We start from the raw sequence: 20166 nt of genomic DNA, 5'->3' as shown, positions 1-20166 counted from the left end.
AAATTGAGGTGATAGATGCTGATACCGAATCAGCATCTGAAATAAATATAGCGCAAACAGGACGCCAAACATGGAACTCTTACTTCAACCGGGCAAACTCACCCTCGCAGATTTACGCCAAGCTTATCATCAGTCGATTAAGGTTAAACTCGATGAGAGCGCATCTGCGGCGATCAATGCCAGTGTGGCCTGTGTCGAAAAAATCGTAAACGAAGGCCGCACGGCCTATGGCATTAATACAGGTTTTGGCTTACTCGCATCGACCAAAATTGCACCTGAAGATTTGGAAAAACTGCAACGCTCATTGGTGCTGTCACATGCAGCAGGAGTGGGCGAACCACTCGATGATGCTATGGTGCGCTTAATTATGTTGCTTAAAGCCAATAGTTTAGCACGCGGTTTTTCGGGTATTCGCCGTAAAGTGATTGATGCACTGCTCGCGCTGATCAATGCCGAAGTCTATCCGCATATTCCCTTAAAAGGCTCTGTGGGAGCTTCGGGAGATTTGGCGCCACTGGCCCATATGTCGCTGGTATTACTTGGTGAAAGTAAAGCGCGCTATCAAGGACAGTGGATTTCAGCAGTTGAAGCCCTTAAAATAGCCGGCCTTGAGCCGATTTCACTGGCAGCTAAAGAAGGTCTGGCGCTGCTCAATGGAACACAGGCCTCTACTGCCTATGCCTTGCGTGGACTCTTTGAAGCAGAAGATCTCTTTGCAGCAGCAGCAGTATGTGGTGGTTTAAGCGTTGAAGCCATGCTCGGATCACGCGCGCCGTTTGATGCACGAATTCATGAGGTACGTGGTCAGCGCGGGCAAATTGATGTTGCAGCAGCGTATCGTGACTTACTGACAGAGTCGAGTGAAATTGGGTTGTCGCACGAAGAGTGCAGTAAAGTTCAAGATCCGTATTCACTACGTTGTCAGCCGCAAGTAATGGGAGCGTGTCTGACGCAAATTCGTCAAGCAGCTGAAGTTCTTGAAATTGAAGCAAATGCAGTGTCTGACAATCCGCTAGTCTTTGCGGCAGAGGACGATGTGATTTCGGGAGGAAACTTCCATGCAGAGCCTGTGGCGATGGCTGCAGATAATTTGGCAATTGCAATTGCAGAAATAGGCTCGTTGTCAGAGCGTCGTATTTCTATGATGATGGATCGCCATATGTCGCAGTTGCCGCCTTTTCTGGTGGCCAATGGTGGTGTCAACTCTGGCTTTATGATTGCACAGGTGACAGCAGCTGCATTGGCAAGTGACAATAAAGCACTTGCACATCCTGCCAGTGTCGATAGTCTACCGACGTCTGCCAATCAGGAAGACCACGTATCCATGGCACCAAATGCCGGAAAACGCTTGTGGTATATGGCCGACAACGTACGTGGCATTCTGGCGGTAGAGTGGCTCGGGGCATGCCAAGGACTTGATTTCCGTGAAGGATTGAAAAGTTCACCAAAACTTGAGCGCGCGCGGCATTTATTGCGTGATCAAGTGCCTTATTACAGCGAAGATCGTTTTTTTGCACCTGATATCGAGCAGGCCAGCGCGTTACTCGCAAGCGGATGCCTAAATGCGTTAATTCTTCCAAAATTATTGCCGAGTTTGTCTGAAGTGTGATCTATAAATCGGTCACATGGAGTGGCCGAATCTAACTGAATTTCCTCAAGGATTGGAGATTAAAATGTCACAACACTCCACATTACAGCGGGGGTTGAATACCCGTCATATCCGTTTTCTGGCCTTAGGCTCTGCCATTGGAACGGGTTTATTTTATGGTTCAGCAACAGCAATTAAAATGGCAGGCCCTTCGGTCATCTTGGCGTATATCATTGCCGGAATTGCAATTTATATCGTAATGCGGGCGCTGGGCGAAATGGCGGTACATAACCCAGTATCGGGTTCATTTAGTCATTATGCCTCGCAGTACATCGGGCCGCTCGCTGGCTTTACCACCGGCTGGACTTATGTGTTTGAGATGGTGATTGTGGCACTCGCCGATGTCACCGCATTTGGGATTTACATGGGGTTTTGGTACCCCGATGTACCGCGCTGGATCTGGATCATGTCATTGATCATGTTTCTGGGCGGGATTAACCTCATTCACGTTAAAGTATTTGGTGAGCTTGAGTTCTGGTTGTCAATTGTCAAGGTCACTGCCATTATCGCCATGATTGTGGGTGGTTTGGGCTTGATGCTTTACGGTTTTCATGCAGATCATTCGAGCTTTACACCGGGATTACAAAATCTCTGGATTCATGATGGCTTTATGCCAAACGGCATTGCAGGACTGATTGCCTGTTTGTCGGTGGTGGTGTTTGCTTTTGGAGGCATCGAGATTATTGGGATTACCGCAGGTGAATCACAAGATCCGAAAAAGACCCTGCCGAAAGCTATTAATGCAGTACCGGTACGTATTTTACTATTTTATGTGCTGACTATTTTTGTATTAATGTCGATCTTTCCATGGAACCAGATTGGCAGCCAAGGTAGTCCCTTTGTACAAATTTTTGAAAATTTGGGCATTGGTTCTGCTGCCACGATTTTAAATATTGTGGTGATCACCGCTGCAATTTCGGCCATTAACAGTGATGTATTTGGTGCAGGGCGTATGCTGTACGGCATGTCGAGTCGTGGACAAGCCCCTCAAATCTTTCAAAAGCTTTCTAAGAACGGCGTGCCATGGATGACCGTGGTCGTTATGGCGGGTGTTTTGTTGGTTGGCGTCATTTTAAATTATCTTATCCCTGAAAATGTATTCATCATTATTGCCTCGATTGCCACCTTCGCGACGGTGTGGGTATGGTTGATGATTTTGCTTTCACAAGTCGCGATGCGTCGTAAACTCTCTGTGGCTGAAATCAAAGCGCTCGATTTTCCGGTAATTGGCTGGCCAATTGCACCAGCTTTCGCAATTATATTTATGCTGTTTATTTTGGCGATGATGGGATATTTCCCAGACTCCCGACCTGCGATTTATGTGGGTGCCGGCTGGCTGATTTTACTCTGGATTGCTTACATGATTTGGGTGAGACCCAAGCAAGATCATGTAGAAGAAGACACCACAGCGCTTGAGCACCGTGCAGAAATGGAACGATAACACTTAAGCAGCATCCGTATCATGTGCGTGTGCTGCTTCAGGAAAAAACAATGAAAACGCTTTGGAAAAACTGTCACATGGCAACTATGCGTGACGGTCAATATTCAATCATAAAAAATGCGGCATTGATCAATTCAGGTAAACATATTGACTGGATTGGTCCAGAACAGGACTTGCCTGATATTACAGATATACAGGTCTGTGACTTGCAAGGACGCTGGGTGACACCGGGACTCATTGACTGCCATACGCACAGTGTTTTTGGTGGCAATCGAAGTCTAGAGTTTGAGCAGCGTCTTGAAGGGATGAGCTACGCAGAAATTGCAGCACAAGGAGGGGGTATTGCCAGCACTGTGCGTGCAACCCGCGCCGCCAATGAAGATGAATTACTGGCTTCGGGCCTCAAGCGCGTTCGTGCCCTGTTAAGAGACGGTGTGACCAGTATTGAGATTAAGTCGGGCTATGGGCTGGACTACACCAACGAACGTAAAATGCTGCGGGTGATTCGTCAAATTGCCAAGCAGCTCCCCATGACCGTGAAGAGTACCTGCCTTGCGGCACACGCCATGCCACCAGAATATAGCAGCACAGATCAAGATGCGTATATCGATCATATCTGTAACGAGATGCTACCCAAGCTACATGCCGAAGGCCTGATCGATGCGGTAGATGCATTTTGTGAATATCTGGCTTTTACGCCAGCACAAGTGGAGCGCGTGTTTCAAACGGCGCAGCAGCTCAATCTGCCAGTCAAGCTTCATGCAGAACAGCTTTCTGCATTGGGCGGAGCCACACTGGCAGCACGTTATCAGGCACTTTCAGCAGATCATCTGGAGTATTTAACCGAGCAAGATGTGATTGCGATGGCAAAAAATAACACCGTTGCGGTTTTATTGCCTGGTGCTTTTTATTTCTTACGCGAAACAAAATATCCACCAGTGGCTTTGTTGCAGCAACATGGTGTGCCAATTGCCTTGTCGAGTGATCTAAACCCAGGAACATCGCCTGCGCTTTCTTTAAGACTGATGATGAACATGGGCAGCACCTTGTTTCGACTAACACCTGAACAGACACTGGCTGGTGTAACCCTACATGCCGCACAGGCTTTGGGCTTACAACATTCACACGGTAGTCTGGAAGTGGGTAAGGTGGCCGATTTTGTCGCCTGGGAGATCGAACACCCCTCAGAACTGACCTACTGGCTGGGCGGAGATTTGTCCAAGCGAATTATTCGTCATGGTCAGGAAATTGAATATTCAGTTTATGCATGAGGTAAAGGGAATGACAATTCACCCAAGCTTTCAGTGGAAAGGGCGTCACGATGGTGATGGCACAGCGCATTTACGCTTTCACCATCTTGTGGGGCAAAGCACGACGGCTACGTATACGCTGATCGGGTTTGCATCCGATGAAGGTGTACGACGAAATCATGGCCGGATGGGAGCGTCGCTTGCGCCAGATGCAATTCGAACTCAGTTCAGTAATTTGCCGGTTCATCAAAGTATTTCGATTTCAGATTGGGGCACGATTTACTGTGAAGATGCTGCACTTGAAGCTGCGCAGGAGCAACTTGCGACAGCAGTAGATGCATGTTTGCAACAGGGCAGTAAACCTGTGGTACTCGGTGGCGGTCACGAGGTGGCTTTTGGAAGTTTTTCTGGGTTATTTCGGCATGTCTTAAATCAAGATTTAAATAAAAAAGTTGGCGTCATTAACTTCGATGCTCACTTTGATTTGCGTGAAGTCACTCAAGTCACATCAGGTACGCCTTTTTACGATGCCGCAATGCTATCTGCAAAACATGGTCAAGAGTTTCATTATTTATGCTTAGGCGTTGCCAAACATTCAAATACTCAAGCCTTATTTGAAACAGCCGAGCGGCTTCATTGCGACTATTTGTTCGATCATGAGCTAAATAGCAGCAATCTTGATGCGGTATTGCGAAAAATAGATACCTTTATAGCGCGTGTAGATGAGCTTTATATCACGATTGATCTCGATGTTTTTCATGCCAGCATCGCTCCGGGCGTAAGTGCACCGGCCGTTAAAGGAATCGATCTGGCTATTTTTGAACCTCTGCTGCAACGCATCAAGGCAAGCGGAAAAGTAAAAGTTTTGGACGTTGCAGAATGTAATCCAAATTTTGATCTCGATCATCGGACAGCGAAGCTTGCGGCGTATATTATTTATCTGTACATGACAGATTGAGGCGGTTTGCTGCAACGCAAAGTTGTTTACATTTAACGCGACATCTGGTGTCGTAAATACATCAAATGCATGTCTACACTGACCGGCGATTTTTTATAATAGCGCTATGGGCAATCGCAGATCAGGTAGACATGCATGACAGATCGTATTCGTGAAAAGCTGCAAATTCTTGCAGATGCAGCCAAGTATGACGTTTCATGTTCATCAAGCGGCAGTGATCGAAAAAACAAAGATAAAGGGTTGGGAAATACCGGATCGGGTATTTGTCATAGCTATACCGAAGACGGCCGCTGTGTCTCGCTCCTTAAAATTCTATTTAGCAATGTGTGTATTTATGACTGCTCTTATTGCGTATCTAGACGTTCAAATGATGTCAAACGAGCTGCATTTACGGTGCAAGAAGTGGTCGATCTGACTATTAATTTTTATCGTCGTAATTATATAGAAGGATTATTTTTAAGTTCAGGAATTTTCAAGTCTGCCGATTACACCATGGAGCGAATGCTTCAAGTGGTCAAAAAATTACGTTTGGAAGAAAATTTCAACGGCTATATTCATTTAAAAACCATTCCGGGTGCTTCACCAGAGCTGATTACCGAGGCGGGGCTTTATGCCGACCGTATGAGTATTAATCTTGAAATGCCGACCGAAGCAGGTTTGAAACAATTTGCACCTGAGAAAAGCCACGCCGAAGTACAAAAAGATTTAGGTATTGTTCGAGACCGCTTAATTCAGTTTAAAGATGAGCGCAAGCTGATTCGCTCTGTGCCAAAATTTGTGCCTGCGGGTCAAACTACACAAATGGTGGTAGGTGCCTCAAATGAGACCGATTATGATGTCATGATGATGGCCGATCAGCATTATAAAGATTACAAGCTTAAACGGGTTTACTACTCAGGTTATATCCCAATTAATGATCAAGACAAGGCTTTGCCAGCGATTGGTTCTGCACCCCCGTTATTACGTGAAAATCGTTTGTATCAGTCTGATTGGCTGATGCGCTTTTATGGCTTTGCTGCCAATGAGATTGTCAATCCGCAGTTTCCTAATCTGGATTTGGAGGTCGATCCAAAGTTAAGCTGGGCACTTCGACATCCCGAATATTTTCCTGTCGATATCAATCGAGCAGACTATCAAATGATCCTACGAATTCCGGGCATTGGGGTACGTTCGGCCAAAAAAATTATTCAGGCGCGTCGTTTTGGTCCACTACGTACCGACCAACTTAAAAAAATGGGTGTGGCCTACAGCCGCGCGCAGCATTTTATGTTTTGTATCGACACGCCAGCCTATAAAAAAGAGCTACATCCGACACAGGTTCGCCAGCAAATTCTGCAGTCGGGTCAATCTAAGTACACCAAACAATTATCACCGCAGTTGGGGTTTGGCTTTTAGCGATGGTGATATATCAGTTTGATGGCACAATGACCGGGCTTTTATGCTGTATCTTTCGTGCATTTCAGTTTAAAGAGTTTGATGTGACGTTGGCACTTGAACATCAGGCTCAAGATTCGTTGCTTGCCGAAACAATTGAGATTGCGAGCCATGAGGCACAGGCCAAACGCGTTTGGGAAGGTTTAAATCAAAAACTCTCAAATGAAGGCCTGAAACGCTTTTATTATAGCTATTTGTCTGAGCAACTGCCGGCTTATCAGCATTTGTTCAATTTTGCTGTCTATGTCTTTCAAAGCCATATTTCGATTGAAAAAAATTATGGCAATCCAGATGTGTTAGGTGTTGCACAGTGGACCAAGCAAGTGGGACGTGAAAAACATCGTATGGAAGCATTTGTACGGTTTAAAAAAACCAAAGAAGGACTTTTTATCAGTTTGGTTCGTCCAGATTTTAATGTATTGCCGTTGATTCAACGACATTTTAAGGCCCGTTACCAAGATCAAGAGTGGCTGATTTACGATGAAAAACGCCACTACGGTATTTATTACGATTTAAATACCATTCATCAAGTCGAACTCAATGCGAGTACCATCGATAAAAATATCGACAATGGCTTTAGTCAGAATTTTGACCTTGAACTGGATGAGCAGGAGATGCTCTACGATCAGCTCTGGAAAGACTACTTCAACAGCGTCAATATTCAGGCCCGTAAAAACATTAAATTGCATATTCAGTATGTGCCAAAGCGTTACTGGCGATATATGAATGAAAAGATCATCTAATGTTGCTTGAGGCCTGATTGATCATTTGCAGCTCAAGATTAAATTGGTCCGACCTGAAAAAATGACCCAACCCAGCTTGAAAAGGCCATCGCCAAAATGCCCCAAAGTGTAATCCGTAAGCTGCCTTTCCATAGTGCTGTACCGGCAAAATAACTCGACAGTGCCCCCATGATTGCCAAAGAGCATACGCCGACAATCAACACCACGATCGACACCAAATGTTCAGGACTCAGCAAAATAGCCAGCATCGGGCAAAGTGCGCCCAATGAAAAAGACAAAGCCGATGAAAACGCGGCTTGAATAGGACGTGCCGCTGTTTGCTCAATAATACCAATTTCATCGCGCGCATGTGCTTCAAGTGCATCTTTCTCGGTTAACTGAATGGCAACTTCTTTGGCCAATTCTGGGCTTAAGCCGCGGCGCATATAAATAATGGTTAACTCTTCTAATTCAAGATGAGGATTCTTTTCAAGCTCTCTTGCCTCAAACTTCAAATCGGCATGCTCAATGTCCTTTTGCGACTGAACCGAGACATACTCACCTGCGGCCATGGACGTTGCACCCGATATCAAACCGGCCAGACAAGCAATAAACAAGGTATGCGAGCTTGCACCACTCGCGGCCATTCCCATGACTAAGCTGGTCACTGAAATAATCCCGTCGTTCGCCCCCAGCACAGAGGCACGTAGCCAACCGGTACGATGAATATAGTGATCTTCTGCATGATGCGAGTAGGTCATAGGCTTACCTGAATACATAAATCGATGAGATGAGTAAAACGGTTTATTCTTAGTTTTTACTTATTCAAAATAAAACAAACGCATATTTTTATTAAACGTTATCACAATATAGCAAGTCAGCTGTTTTTTCTATTTTATTTTATGGCATGACTTGAGTTCAGATTTGAATGGGGGAAAGCTTCCAGAAAAACATAAATAGCCTTCTGAAAGCCAACAGATGAGTTAATTATTTTTAAATACTTCAATCGCCTCTGTACGACTGGCTTTTAAATCGACAATCGGTTTTGGATAGTTGAGCTTTGAGATTTGTTTACTCGCGTATGGCTCATGGATTTGAGTATTATCCAAATGTTTGAGTTCGGGGAGCCATTCTCTAAGAAATTTCCCGTCTGGATCGAATTTTTCCGATTGGCTGACTGGATTAAAAATACGGAAATAGGGTGCGGCATCGGTGCCCGTCGAAGCACTCCATTGCCAGCCGCCATTATTGGCCGCAAAATCACCATCGATCAAATGTTGCATAAACCATTGTTCGCCTTTACGCCAATCGATCAGTAGGTTTTTGGTCAGAAACATGGCACAAATCATACGGACACGGTTATGCATCCAGCCTGTTGCCTTGAGCTGACGCATGGCGGCATCGACAATCGGAATGCCGGTTTGACCTTGTGTCCATGCTTTAAAATGCGCGTCATTGTCTTTCCATGGAATGGTTTTGGTTTGATCTTGAAAGGGCTGATGGCGCGACAGCTTTGGAAAGTCAAACATGAGTTGCTGATAAAACTCGCGCCAGAGTAATTCATTGAGCCAAACTTCCTGACCTTTATTTTCTAATAAAAACTGGCCCTGATGTTTTACAAAAATTGCCTGTACACACTGACGAATAGAAACCAGACCAATGGTCAAATACGGTGAAATACAACTGGTTCCTTCAGCGGCCGGATAGTCACGCAGCTCGTGATAGTGATTGATTTTATCTTTTATAAACGCTTCAAGACGCTTATGCGCTGCTTTTTCACCGACAGGCCAGAGGGCTTGGGTTTTTTTATCGATTTCGTCATAACCCAAGTCCGTCATGGAGGGAAGTTTTGAGTCATCTGCTTTGATTTTTGGTACATTCGACTGAGCTTCGGGTTGCGGGAAGCATTGAGGAAGACTGATATTGAGCAGTTCGTAGCAGTTTTTCTTAAATGGTGTATACACCTGATAAGGCGCATCACTTTTATTACGAATACTGCCTAAAGTGAATAGGGTTTTATCTTGATATAGTTTTAAATCTTTTTGAATGGCATGGAGTGCTGTTTGAGCCTGATGATCCCGCTCAAGTTCGTTAATGCCTACTTCGACATTGGCATAAACATTTTCAATCTTGTAGTACTCTACCAGCTTGACTAGCTCATCTGGAATATCTTTCCATAATGGAATGGTGCGTACAATCAGCGGAATATTGAGTGCTGTTAAATCGTCTTTAAGCTGTGCAAGTTGACGTAAATAAAAATCGATTTTTATCGGCGCATCATCATGACGTTGCCATTGTTCAGGAGAGAAAATAACCAATGCAAGCGTTGTACCGGCCTGTGTTGCATGCCATAGCGCAGATTGATCGTTTAACCGAAGATCATTTCGAAACCAGATCAATTGATTCATCTGTAGACCTATTTAAAGTGTTTAAATTTATAAAGTGTGTGAAAGCGAATTGTCTTTAATCTTATAAGTAAAAAAGTGAGCGAGATGTGAAATGCTGTTTAATTTTAGTTCATGCTCTATTTTTATCATTTTTGTGTGTTGGATGCATAAAAAAAGGTAAGACCGAAGCCTTACCTTTTATACTGGATATTTCCAGCTTAGTGGTGGTGACCACCTACACCGTGAACGTGTCCGTGATCTAACTCTTCTTGAGTTGCATCACGAATTTCAACGATTTCAACTTCAAACGTTAAATCTTGACCAGCAAGCGGGAAGTTGGCATCAACAACAATGTTGTCACCTTCAACAGCTTTAACTGTAACGATCTGAACGCCGTCATCAGTTTGCGCTTGGAACTGCATGCCCGGTTGAATGTTTTCAACACCTTGGAACATTTGAGCTGGAACTTCTTGAACGAGATCAGGATTGTACTCGCCATAACCTTCAGCTGCTGGAACATTCACTGTAAATTTATCACCAACAGCTTTACCTACAAGTGCATTTTCCAAACCTGGGATGATGTTACCTGCACCGTGCAAATAGGCAAGTGGTTCGCCTTGAGATTGGTCAAGGGTTTCACCTTCAGCATTCGTTAATTTGTAGTGGAATGAAACCACGTGGTTATTTGCAATAGCAGTCATGTTTGTTGATCCATTCAATCAATTTAAGTTCACATCATAAAGTGAAAAAGCAGATTTGTAGATTAAAAATCGCAAAATCTCACAAATTTCACATTTAAGCGTTCATTTTTTCTTAGTTGGAGACGATTTTTAGCTTTTCAATGCGATTTATCAAATTTTATTGAGTTTTCTGCTCAAAATGTCTTAATTTGAGTTGAAAATGGCATTTTTATTGAGGTTTTTGCAAAAATAAAGGCAGCCGAAGCTGCCTGAATATATCTGACGATTACAACTTAGTGCAGCGGATACAGCTTTGCTGTTTGCTGGTCATGCCCAAACAGATTAAACAAACCCTTTACCCACATAAAGAAACGTTCAAAGAAATTTGCTTCTTCGATATGCACTGTATCGTTAATCTGAATGCTGTGAATCAATTGGTTGTTTTGATAAATCTGAACCGTAGCCAAATTGATTGCTTTCATTAAAGGCGCGGTCAACTGTTGTTCATTCAGTTCTACATTAATACGCGTATTGGTGGTTTGTAAGGGTTCAATCCATTGCTTTTGACCGTTGGCCATTGGCGTAAACAAACGCTGAGAAATGTTATCAAAGTTGTTGAGATCAATTGGCTGTGCCAGATTGTAAAGCGATGTAGTCACAATGGTTGGCGTATGTGTTTCGACCTTAAACATTTTTAAGGTGGATTTCACAACAGGCAGCTCAGCAATCAATTGCTTGTTTTTGATCACTTCTTCATCACGGGTATAGGCGTAGGCCAAATTCATGAGTTTGTTGGCCACTTCGGCACGTTTAAATGCATTTTTAGTGCCGAGTACCACCACGATCAGTCGACGTTCAGGCAAATCGACATTCATGGTTGGGCGCTTCGCAGTTAACGCCAAGTTAAATCCAGCAGCTTTGGTGTAACCTGTTTTTAGGCCGTCAGCAGTAGGGTCCATTTTAAGCGCCAAATTGGTCGCACGATGAAAGCGCTGCTGATAGCGAAAGCTTGGAAGTTTCGAGTAATTTAGATAATCGGGTGTTTCTTTGACAATTGCCTGTGCAAGCAGGCTCAAATCATGCGATGTAGAATAGTGGTCGGTCATGGTGACACCCGCCGGGTTGGAAAAATGAGTATCTTTCATTCCCAGTGCGCGTGCTTCTTGATTCATACGTGCCACAAAGTTGGGGACGTTACCTGAAATTTTTTCACCTAGACTGACCGCAGCATCGTTGGCTGACATCACAATTAAACCGGCAAGCAATTGATCGATTGAAATCTGCTCACCCGGCTTGAGATACATTTGTGATTCATCCCACATCACCATATTGACCACAGGTGTTGCCGTGAGAATGTCATTTTTGTGGAGCTTTCCTGCTTTTAGCTCTTTTAAGGTAATGTAAGCCACCATCATTTTGGTTAAGGATGCTGGTGCCCGTTGTACATGGCTGTTGTGCTCGGCAATGATTTGACCAGATTGCGCATCCACAATACTCCATGCTTCTGCCTCAACACTCTCGGGTGCAATATTAAGCAAATTTGCATGTGCAACAGATGCACATAAAAGGCTAAATAAAGAAATAATGGTCAGTATCAGTCGCACGTGTTCACCTTAGGTTGCCATCCTCTAGCAGGAAATGCCAAAACACACGCATGCTATGCCTTTTTTGGGTTCAAGGCTAGTGACTTTTGCAGACAAATAAGACAACTACGCAAGACTTTGTAAAAAAATGCTAAGCTAAGATCATCTTGCTAATTCTTATGTAGAACTATGTTGCATTATCAAATCGAATTTGACGACTATCGTCAGCATCTCGTTCATGTCACCTTACGTTTTCTTGCAGACCCCAATCAGGAGTTATGGCTTCCAACCTGGATTCCGGGCAGTTACCTGATTCGTGAGTTTGCCAAACATGTTGAGTCGGTTCGTGCATACGATGAAGCGGGTCGTATTTTACAAATTAAAAAAGAGCAAAAAAACCGCTGGAGGCTCTTTAACAACGATCACGAGCTCATCACGGTTGAATATGATGTTTATGCTTTTGATCTGTCGGTGCGTGGGGCCTATGTTGATCAGACCCGTTTATACGTCAATCCAGCTTGTGTGTGTATGGGGCTTTCTAATCAAGAAGAAAAACCATGTGAAGTTGAGCTTTTTCTACCAGATGAGCTCAAACACTTTCAGTTGGCTACGGGTTTACCTGCAAAAAGCTTGGTGAGAGGGCGCTTTACACTCAAAGCCGAAAATTATGATCAGTTAATCGATAGTCCATTTGAATTGGCTGAACAGACGCGCTTTGAATTTGAAGCAGCAGGAATTCAGCATAAAATGGTGATTTCTGGTCAACACAATACCAATGTCGAGCGCCTAAAAGCAGATTTAGAGAAAATCTGTCAGACTGAAATTGCAATTTTTGGCTCGGCACCTTTTAAAGATTACACCTTTATGACTATGGCCACTGGCAATAGTTATGGTGGTCTTGAGCACTGTAACAGTACCAGTTTAATTATTCCGCGTACCGATTTGCCACAGCCGAATGAAGCAGAAGAACCGTCTGAAGATTACCAGCGCTTTTTGGGCTTGTGCAGTCATGAGTATTTTCATTCGTGGCTGGTCAAATTTATCCGACCAGAAACTTTTGCCCAGTATAATTTGCATCAGGAAGGTTATACGTCGTTGCTCTGGATTTTTGAAGGCTTTACATCGTATTACGATGATCTGGTCCTGCTCAGAAGTGGCGTCATTTCACAGGCATCGTATTTAAAATTACTCAAAGCACAGATCGACCGCTATTTACAAAATCCGGGAAGATTTGTTCAGACTGTGGCAGAGTCAAGTTTTGATGCATGGATCAAGTTTTATCGTCCAGATGAAAACTCCAACAATGCCGGTACCAGTTATTACAACAAGGGCTGCTTGGTTGCACTTTGTCTCGATTTAGGCCTGCGCTTACGTGGATCGAACCTCGATGCACTGCTACAAAAAATGTATGCCAATACACAAAATGGTGTTCAGGTGAATGAGCGGACCATTTTTGAATTGTGTGAACAGTTAACTGGTGATAACTGGCTTGAGCAGATTAATCATTTAATCAATACCACAGATGAATTGCCACTCGATCAGCTTTTACCAGAATTTGGTCTGAACTACAGCATTCAGCGCGACAAACAATTACCATTTGGTATGAAGTTGGCTGACAAACCAGAAGGTGTGTTGGTACAACAGGTGAACCGTAGTGCTAGTGCAGCCAAAGCAGGCCTTTCTGCGCAAGATGTGATTGTTGCGATTGATGGTTTAAAAGCGACTGAAAAGCTATTGGCACGTTATGCCAAGGCATCGGGTGAATATGTTGTACATGCGTTTCGTCGAGATGAGCTTATGACTTTTACAATAGGTGCCGATGCGCTTGAACTACAGGAAGTTCAGTTAACTGTTGAAGATCAAAATAAACTGGATAAATGGTTAAAATTCACTGCGCCATAAGCTTATAAAAGATAAACAAATAAAAACTGGTGACAATCACTGGTTTTTATTTGGGTGTGTTTTTTGTTGCGAGCATATGCATATCATGACAACAGCCCGTAAAAAATATGAAAAATAAGAGTTTAAAACAGTTAAATTTCTCAATATGTGCAATTGAACCGATCCAAAATCTGATAGTCGAACACTATTTTTTTTCGAAATGTGGATATCACTAGATATGACGTTGACTGAACAGTCGTGACAGCGGATACTCTCAGGGTTTTTATTAAGCTAATCGGTTTCAGGGAGTGAATCTTGATCATCGCTCCTAAAAAAACTCAATCCAAAGCAGGAGATATATATGGCTGGTGGAAAGTCAACAATCATTTACACACTGACCGACGAGGCGCCGCTATTAGCGACTTACTCACTGCTGCCGATCATTGAGACTTTTACTAAGCCTGCAGGCATAGAAATTGCAAAAAGTGATATTTCTGTAGCTTCTCGCGTTCTTGCAGAATTCTCTGATTATTTAAGTGATGAGCAAAAAGTTCCAAACAACTTGGCTGAGTTGGGTCGTTTAACTCAAGATCCAGACACCAATATCATCAAATTGCCAAACATCAGTGCCTCTGTAGCACAGCTCACTGCATGTATTAAAGAGCTTCAATCTAAAGGTTTTGCGATTCCAAACTATCCTGAGAATCCAACAACTGAAGAAGAAAAAGAAATCAAGGCACGCTATGGCAAATGCTTAGGTTCAGCAGTAAATCCTGTACTTCGTGAAGGTAACTCAGACCGCCGTGCACCTGCAGCTGTAAAAAATTATGCGAAAAAACATCCACACTCAATGAGTGAGTGGAAGCAATGGTCGCAAACTCATGTTTCGCATATGGAAGAAGGTGACTTCTACCATGGCGAAAAATCGATGACACTTGACCGTGCGCGCAACGTTAAAATGGAGTTGATCACCAATCGTGGCGAAACGATTGTACTCAAACCAAAAGTAGCGTTGAAAGACGGTGAAATCATCGACTCAATGTTTATGAGCAAAAAAGCGCTGTGCGATTTCTATGAAAAGCAGCTCGATGATTGCCGCGAAGCAGGCATTTTGTTCTCTTTACACGTAAAAGCAACCATGATGAAGGTGTCTCACCCAATCGTGTTTGGTCACTGTGTGAAAATTTACTACAAAGACGCTTTTGAAAAACATGGCAAGCTGTTCGATGAGCTTGGCATTAATGTCAATAACGGCATGGCAGGTCTTTACGAAAAAATCGAAACATTGCCAACATCGCTACGTGAAGAAATCATTGAAGATCTTCATGCATGTCAAGAACACCGTCCAGCATTGGCAATGGTGGATTCTGCAAAAGGCATCACCAACTTCCATTCTCCAAACGACATCATTGTCGATGCATCTATGCCAGCCATGATTCGTGCAGGCGGTAAAATGTGGGGTGCTGATGGCAAGCAATACGATGCGAAAGCCGTTATGCCTGAATCAACATTTGCGCGTATTTACCAAGAAATGATTAATTTCTGTAAATGGCACGGTAATTTTGATCCGAAAACCATGGGAACAGTTCCTAACGTTGGTTTGATGGCTCAAAAAGCTGAAGAATACGGTTCGCACGACAAAACTTTTGAAATCCCTGAAGCGGGTATTGCCAACATTACCGATCTTGAAACGGGTGAAGTATTGTTGACGCAAAACGTTGAAGAAGGCGATATCTGGCGTATGTGTCAGGTAAAAGATGAACCGATTCGTGACTGGGTAAAACTTGCTGTTACACGTGCACGCAACTCAGGCATGCCTGCGATTTTCTGGCTCGACCCGTACCGTCCACACGAAAATGAACTGATCAAAAAAGTTCAAAAGTATTTGAAAGAACACGACACAGAAGGTTTGGATATCCAAATCATGTCGCAAGTGCGTGCAATGCGTTATACGCTTGAGCGCGTTGTTCGCGGTCTAGATACTATTTCGGTCACTGGTAACATCTTGCGTGACTATCTCACCGATTTGTTCCCGATTATGGAATTGGGTACTTCTGCAAAAATGCTTTCAATTGTGCCGTTAATGGCCGGTGGCGGCATGTACGAAACAGGTGCGGGTGGTTCTGCACCGAAACACGTACAGCAGTTGGTAGAAGAAAACCACTTGCGTTGGGATTCACTGGGTGAGTTCTTGGCGTTGGCAGTGTCACTTGAAGAGTTGGGCATTAAAGAAGACAATGCGCGCGCTAAACTTCTTGCCAAGACACTTGACCAAGCAACGGGTAAATTACTCGATAACGGCAAGTCTCCATCGCGCCGCACAGGTGAAATTGATAACCGTGGCAGTCATTTCTACTTATCTTTATACTGGGCACAAGCACTTGCTGCACAAGACGAAGATGCTGAACTCAAAGCCAAGTTCGAACCACTTGCAAAACTATTAAGTGAAAACGAAGACAAAATCGTGGCTGAGCTTTCAGAAGTACAAGGCAAGTCAGTAGATATTGGTGGCTATTACGCGATTGATCCAGCTAAAGTGAATGCATTAATGCGTCCAAGCGAGACCTTTAATTCTGCGCTTTCAACACTGGCTTAAAACACTTAAAAACTAAAAAAAACCGATGCCTAGGCATCGGTTTTTTTTATCTGTTCAAATTTTAAAAAGATTGCTTTTCTTGTACTCAGTTACCCCGATACGTCGAGTAACCGTAAGGGCTGATTAACAGTGGAATGTGATAATGCGGCAAAGAACCATCGATGACAAAGACCACGGGCACCTCTGGAAAAAAACTACGCTGATTTTTTTGGCGAAACCATTCACCTGTTTTGAAGGTGACCCGATATACGCCTTTATCGAGGGTTTTATTTTCCGGATACAGTGCCTCGATCCGACCGTTATCGTCGGTCGAGCCTGAGTTGATTTCGACCCATTTGTCATTTTGCTGTGCTTCTAGCACCACATTCACGTGTGCCGATGGTAGACCGGTATCTAAATTTAATACATGCACACTTAATGGGTTTTGTGCAAAAACAAATCCCGAAAAACCAAGTCCAATGAGAGGAAGCAGCTTTTTTATCATCTGATTGATCTCAATATTCAAATGGTTATGGTATCGATTCGGCATAAATTCGTGTAGTAAAAAATGTAACATCATAAAAAAAGGATGCCGAAGCATCCTGTTTTTTTAGCAGATTAACGCGCTCGGCGGCCACGACTCTTGGTGTTGGGTCTTGTGGTGCCGTTGGTCTTACGACGTGGCTTTTCACTTTCGTCCATTTGCCAAATACGAGTGGTACCTGATTTCTTTTTCGCTGGATCTTTTTTGTCGCCGTCTTTATTTTTTTGATGCAGCGGCTTGCCTCCTGTGCCACCCGGCTTTTTCACATAAGAACGCGAGCGAAATGGCTTGTCTTCAGGGACATCTTTAAAGTCTGGATAAAGTAACGGTTCAATTTCCTTTTGCTCACCCGGTTGTAGCCCCAAGCGCTCAAGATCAATTGAGCCAATTTTGGTTCGAATGAGGCGTAAAGTCGGGAAGCCTACTGTTGAGGTCATGCGACGAACCTGTCGGTTGCGGCCTTCACAAATCTGGATTTCTACCCAAGAGGTCGGAATACTGGCACGATAACGCACTGGCGGGTGACGTTCCCAGAGCCATTCAGGCTCAGAGACTTTAATGGCTTTCGCCGGAAGGGTCATGCCATCAGCCAGTTCAACACCCTTGCGCAGCTGTTCGAGTGCTTCTTCGGTAATATCACCATCTACCTGAACCAAATAAGTTTTGTACTTTTTATTGTTTGGATGAGTAATGTATTGGTTTAAACCACCATGATCGGTCAAAAACATCAGACCTTCGGAATCGAGGTCTAGACGTCCTGCAATTCGTAAATCTGGATCATTGATAAAACTTGATACGGTCGGATGCTTACTGTCTTCTCGAAACTGCGACAACACATCATATGGTTTGTTAAATACAACTATTTTCATAAAATTTACTGCTTAAATCTTTTGATGTGAAAAAGGTGAGGGAGACTTAAACTTGATCGCTCGATGCGGATGATTTAAGCACTCAGCCCATGGCTTCATGACATCGTTTAAGGGAGTGATCTAAATAACTCAGCCCCATGTCGATCTTTTTGTATGACCTGTGGCAGAGGAGAATACAAATCGAGTTGAGCATACGCGACTGATGATTTGCGTATAACCCTAGATTTGCTTAAATATTAATCGAGACCGTTCGCTGGCTTCAACCTTTGCGGGGTATTAGATGATTCAACTGACATAGGGTAACCAACCGATGTAGTGAGCTCAAAACCAATACATGGATGATAAGGCGATCAATCCTTGGCGCGTAGGTGTTTTGCTTCATGACCAAGATTATAGCGTGTGCCTGACGCAATTGCTATCTAGCAACCACATCGATGCCATAACATTAAAGATTTACAGATGGAATTGGGTAAAAAAACCACATAGTATACGTCTTAAGATCAATCCGTAATATAATCTCGATGAAGAATTAAACAGGGTGGAGTTTAAATATCTAAATAAAAATTATATAGATAACATAATAATTTATATCAGATAATTGAAAATATTCTCCATACTATGCGGCTTTGATTGAATAAAAAAACTGGCGTGGTAGATTCACGCTATGGTCAAATAGTTGAAGTTAAACGTTTTAAATTAAATTAGGAGTAGAGGAATGAATTGGCCTCTAATCGTCAATATTCTTGTTTTTATCGCCGCTTTGCTGCTGCTTGCACAAACCAGAAAAACCAACTGGAGTTTGGCAAAAAAAGTACTGGCAGGTTTGCTGCTGGGTGTCGTATTCGGTCTGGGTTTGCATCTGATCTATGGCGGTGGAAATGTCATTCTTAAAGATTCGATTAGCTGGTTCAATATTGTGGGCAATGGTTATGTAAAATTGCTGCAAATGGTGGTAATGCCGCTGGTATTTGTTTCAATTTTAGGTGCAGTCACCAAGTTGCATGAAGCATCTGCACTGGGCAAGATTAGTTTTTATAGTATTGGAACCTTGCTGTTTACAACCTTGATTGCAGCACTGGTGGGTGTTGGGGTCACCAATTTATTTGGCTTGTCTGCGCAAGGATTGGTTCAGGGTGCAGCCGAAACGGCTCGCTTAAGTGCAATTCAAACCGATTATGTGGGCAAACTGACCGATTTGACTGTGCCACAAATGGTACTGTCTTTTATTCCGAGTAATCCATTTGCAGAGCTGACAGGTGCAAATCCGACCTCAATTATTAGTGTGGTGATTTTTGCAGTCTTCTTGGGTATTGCGGCTATTCATTTAATTCGCGATGACCAAGCCAAAGGCGAACGTGTTTTGCATGCAATTCAGATCTTACAATCATGGGTGATGAAACTGGTCCGTTTGGTCATGATGCTAACACCTTATGGTGTATTTGCCTTAATCACCAAAGTCGTTGCCAGTTCGAACATTGCGGATATCCTCAATTTAGGGAGTTTCTTAATTGCTTCTTATCTTGGGCTGGGCATCATGTTTGTGGTGCATGCCATCTTGTTATTGTTTGTGGGTGTTTCCCCAGCAAAATTCTTTAAGAAAGTTGCACCTGTTTTAACCTTTGCCTTTACCAGCCGTTCCAGTGCTGCAAGTATTCCGCTCAATATCGAGGCCCAGACACGTCGTTTGGGGGTTCCAGAGTCAATTGCGAGTTTTTCTGCTTCTTTTGGTGCCACAATTGGTCAAAATGGTTGTGCCGGTTTGTATCCAGCCATGTTGGCAGTTATGGTGGCGCCAACGGTTGGCATTAACACGCTCGATCCAGTTTGGATTGCAACCTTGGTGGGTATAGTCACGCTCAGTTCAATTGGAGTGGCGGGTGTGGGTGGTGGTGCAACGTTTGCTGCCTTAATTGTGCTACCAGCGATGGGCTTGCCTGTAACACTGGTGGCACTGCTGGTTTCGATTGAACCGCTGATCGATATGGGGCGTACTGCCTTGAATGTAAATGGTTCAATGACAGCCGGCATGGTGACCAGTCAGATTTTAAAACAGACCGATAAAGATGTATTTGATCGTGACGATGTCATGCTCGATCAGTCTTAAATTCAATTCAAAAAGCTCTAGATTGTTCTAGAGCTTTTTTCTGTGCTGGTTTTTTTTAAAATACTGTATCTGTTATTTTTCTTCCTAATT

The 20166-nt window shown here is 43.5% G+C and carries 15 protein-coding genes; 9 read left to right on the top strand and 6 right to left on the bottom strand.

Annotation, left to right across the window (positions count from 1 at the left end; genetic code table 11):
* The first annotated feature begins 70 nt into the window (after nt 1–70).
* From hutH to Aso01_RS04785, 6 genes are all read left to right on the top strand, one after another.
* Nucleotides 71–1609: a histidine ammonia-lyase gene (hutH, locus tag Aso01_RS04810; protein ID WP_004936331.1), complete on the top strand. Its 1539-nt coding sequence runs from the start codon at nt 71–73 to the stop codon at nt 1607–1609.
* A gap of 64 nt (nt 1610–1673) precedes the next feature.
* Nucleotides 1674–3089, top strand: a complete 1416-nt coding sequence (locus Aso01_RS04805) for an amino acid permease (protein WP_004936336.1) — start codon at nt 1674–1676, stop codon at nt 3087–3089.
* A 50-nt stretch (nt 3090–3139) separates the two neighbouring features.
* Entirely contained in the window at nt 3140–4360 is a 1221-nt protein-coding gene (gene hutI, locus Aso01_RS04800; protein ID WP_004936340.1) for an imidazolonepropionase, read from the top strand.
* A gap of 16 nt (nt 4361–4376) precedes the next feature.
* Complete coding sequence (hutG, locus tag Aso01_RS04795) at nt 4377–5297, top strand: formimidoylglutamase (protein ID WP_169740417.1); 921 nt, start codon at nt 4377–4379, stop codon at nt 5295–5297.
* A gap of 135 nt (nt 5298–5432) precedes the next feature.
* Nucleotides 5433–6692 (top strand): putative DNA modification/repair radical SAM protein, encoded by a 1260-nt coding sequence (locus tag Aso01_RS04790; RefSeq protein ID WP_004936346.1) that lies wholly within the window; start codon nt 5433–5435, stop codon nt 6690–6692.
* A gap of 2 nt (nt 6693–6694) precedes the next feature.
* Nucleotides 6695–7474, top strand: coding sequence for a TIGR03915 family putative DNA repair protein (locus Aso01_RS04785; protein WP_004936352.1), 780 nt, complete (start codon nt 6695–6697; stop codon nt 7472–7474).
* A 38-nt stretch (nt 7475–7512) separates the two neighbouring features.
* On the opposite strand, the gene Aso01_RS04780 is transcribed toward Aso01_RS04785, so the two are convergent.
* From Aso01_RS04780 to Aso01_RS04765, 4 genes are all read right to left on the bottom strand, one after another.
* Entirely contained in the window at nt 7513–8214 is a 702-nt protein-coding gene (locus tag Aso01_RS04780; protein ID WP_004936356.1) for a VIT1/CCC1 transporter family protein, read from the bottom strand.
* A 222-nt stretch (nt 8215–8436) separates the two neighbouring features.
* The gene (gene phrB / locus Aso01_RS04775; protein ID WP_004936359.1) at nt 8437–9861 is read right to left on the bottom strand and encodes a deoxyribodipyrimidine photo-lyase; all 1425 of its coding nucleotides are present in this window, start codon (nt 9859–9861) and stop codon (nt 8437–8439) included.
* Nucleotides 9862–10058: 197 nt separating this feature from the next.
* On the bottom strand, nt 10059–10541 hold the full coding sequence (locus tag Aso01_RS04770) for an FKBP-type peptidyl-prolyl cis-trans isomerase (RefSeq protein WP_004936362.1): 483 nt from the start codon (nt 10539–10541) through the stop codon (nt 10059–10061).
* A gap of 272 nt (nt 10542–10813) precedes the next feature.
* Entirely contained in the window at nt 10814–12124 is a 1311-nt protein-coding gene (locus tag Aso01_RS04765) for a D-alanyl-D-alanine carboxypeptidase PBP6B (protein ID WP_004936366.1), read from the bottom strand.
* Nucleotides 12125–12292: 168 nt separating this feature from the next.
* On the opposite strand from Aso01_RS04765, the gene Aso01_RS04760 reads away from it, so the two are divergent.
* Nucleotides 12293–14005: a M61 family metallopeptidase gene (locus Aso01_RS04760; protein WP_004936368.1), complete on the top strand. Its 1713-nt coding sequence runs from the start codon at nt 12293–12295 to the stop codon at nt 14003–14005.
* A gap of 340 nt (nt 14006–14345) precedes the next feature.
* Nucleotides 14346–16580: an NADP-dependent isocitrate dehydrogenase gene (locus tag Aso01_RS04755; RefSeq protein ID WP_004936372.1), complete on the top strand. Its 2235-nt coding sequence runs from the start codon at nt 14346–14348 to the stop codon at nt 16578–16580.
* A gap of 85 nt (nt 16581–16665) precedes the next feature.
* Here the strand turns inward: Aso01_RS04755 and uraH are convergent, their stop codons facing one another.
* Both uraH and Aso01_RS04745 read right to left on the bottom strand, forming a co-directional pair.
* Nucleotides 16666–17064: a hydroxyisourate hydrolase gene (gene uraH / locus Aso01_RS04750; RefSeq protein ID WP_004936374.1), complete on the bottom strand. Its 399-nt coding sequence runs from the start codon at nt 17062–17064 to the stop codon at nt 16666–16668.
* Nucleotides 17065–17177: 113 nt separating this feature from the next.
* Nucleotides 17178–17972, bottom strand: a complete 795-nt coding sequence (locus Aso01_RS04745) for an rRNA large subunit pseudouridine synthase E (RefSeq protein ID WP_004936377.1) — start codon at nt 17970–17972, stop codon at nt 17178–17180.
* Between the two features lie 715 nt (nt 17973–18687).
* Between Aso01_RS04745 and Aso01_RS04740 the strand changes: the two genes are divergently transcribed.
* Nucleotides 18688–20076, top strand: coding sequence for an L-cystine transporter (locus tag Aso01_RS04740; protein WP_004936381.1), 1389 nt, complete (start codon nt 18688–18690; stop codon nt 20074–20076).
* Nucleotides 20077–20166: the final 90 nt, after the last annotated feature.

The organism is Acinetobacter soli, from assembly GCF_000760595.1.
Classification (GTDB): Bacteria; Pseudomonadota; Gammaproteobacteria; order Pseudomonadales; family Moraxellaceae; genus Acinetobacter; species Acinetobacter soli.
Note: the sequence above shows the minus strand (reverse complement) of the source record. Positions and strands in the feature narration are given on the sequence as shown.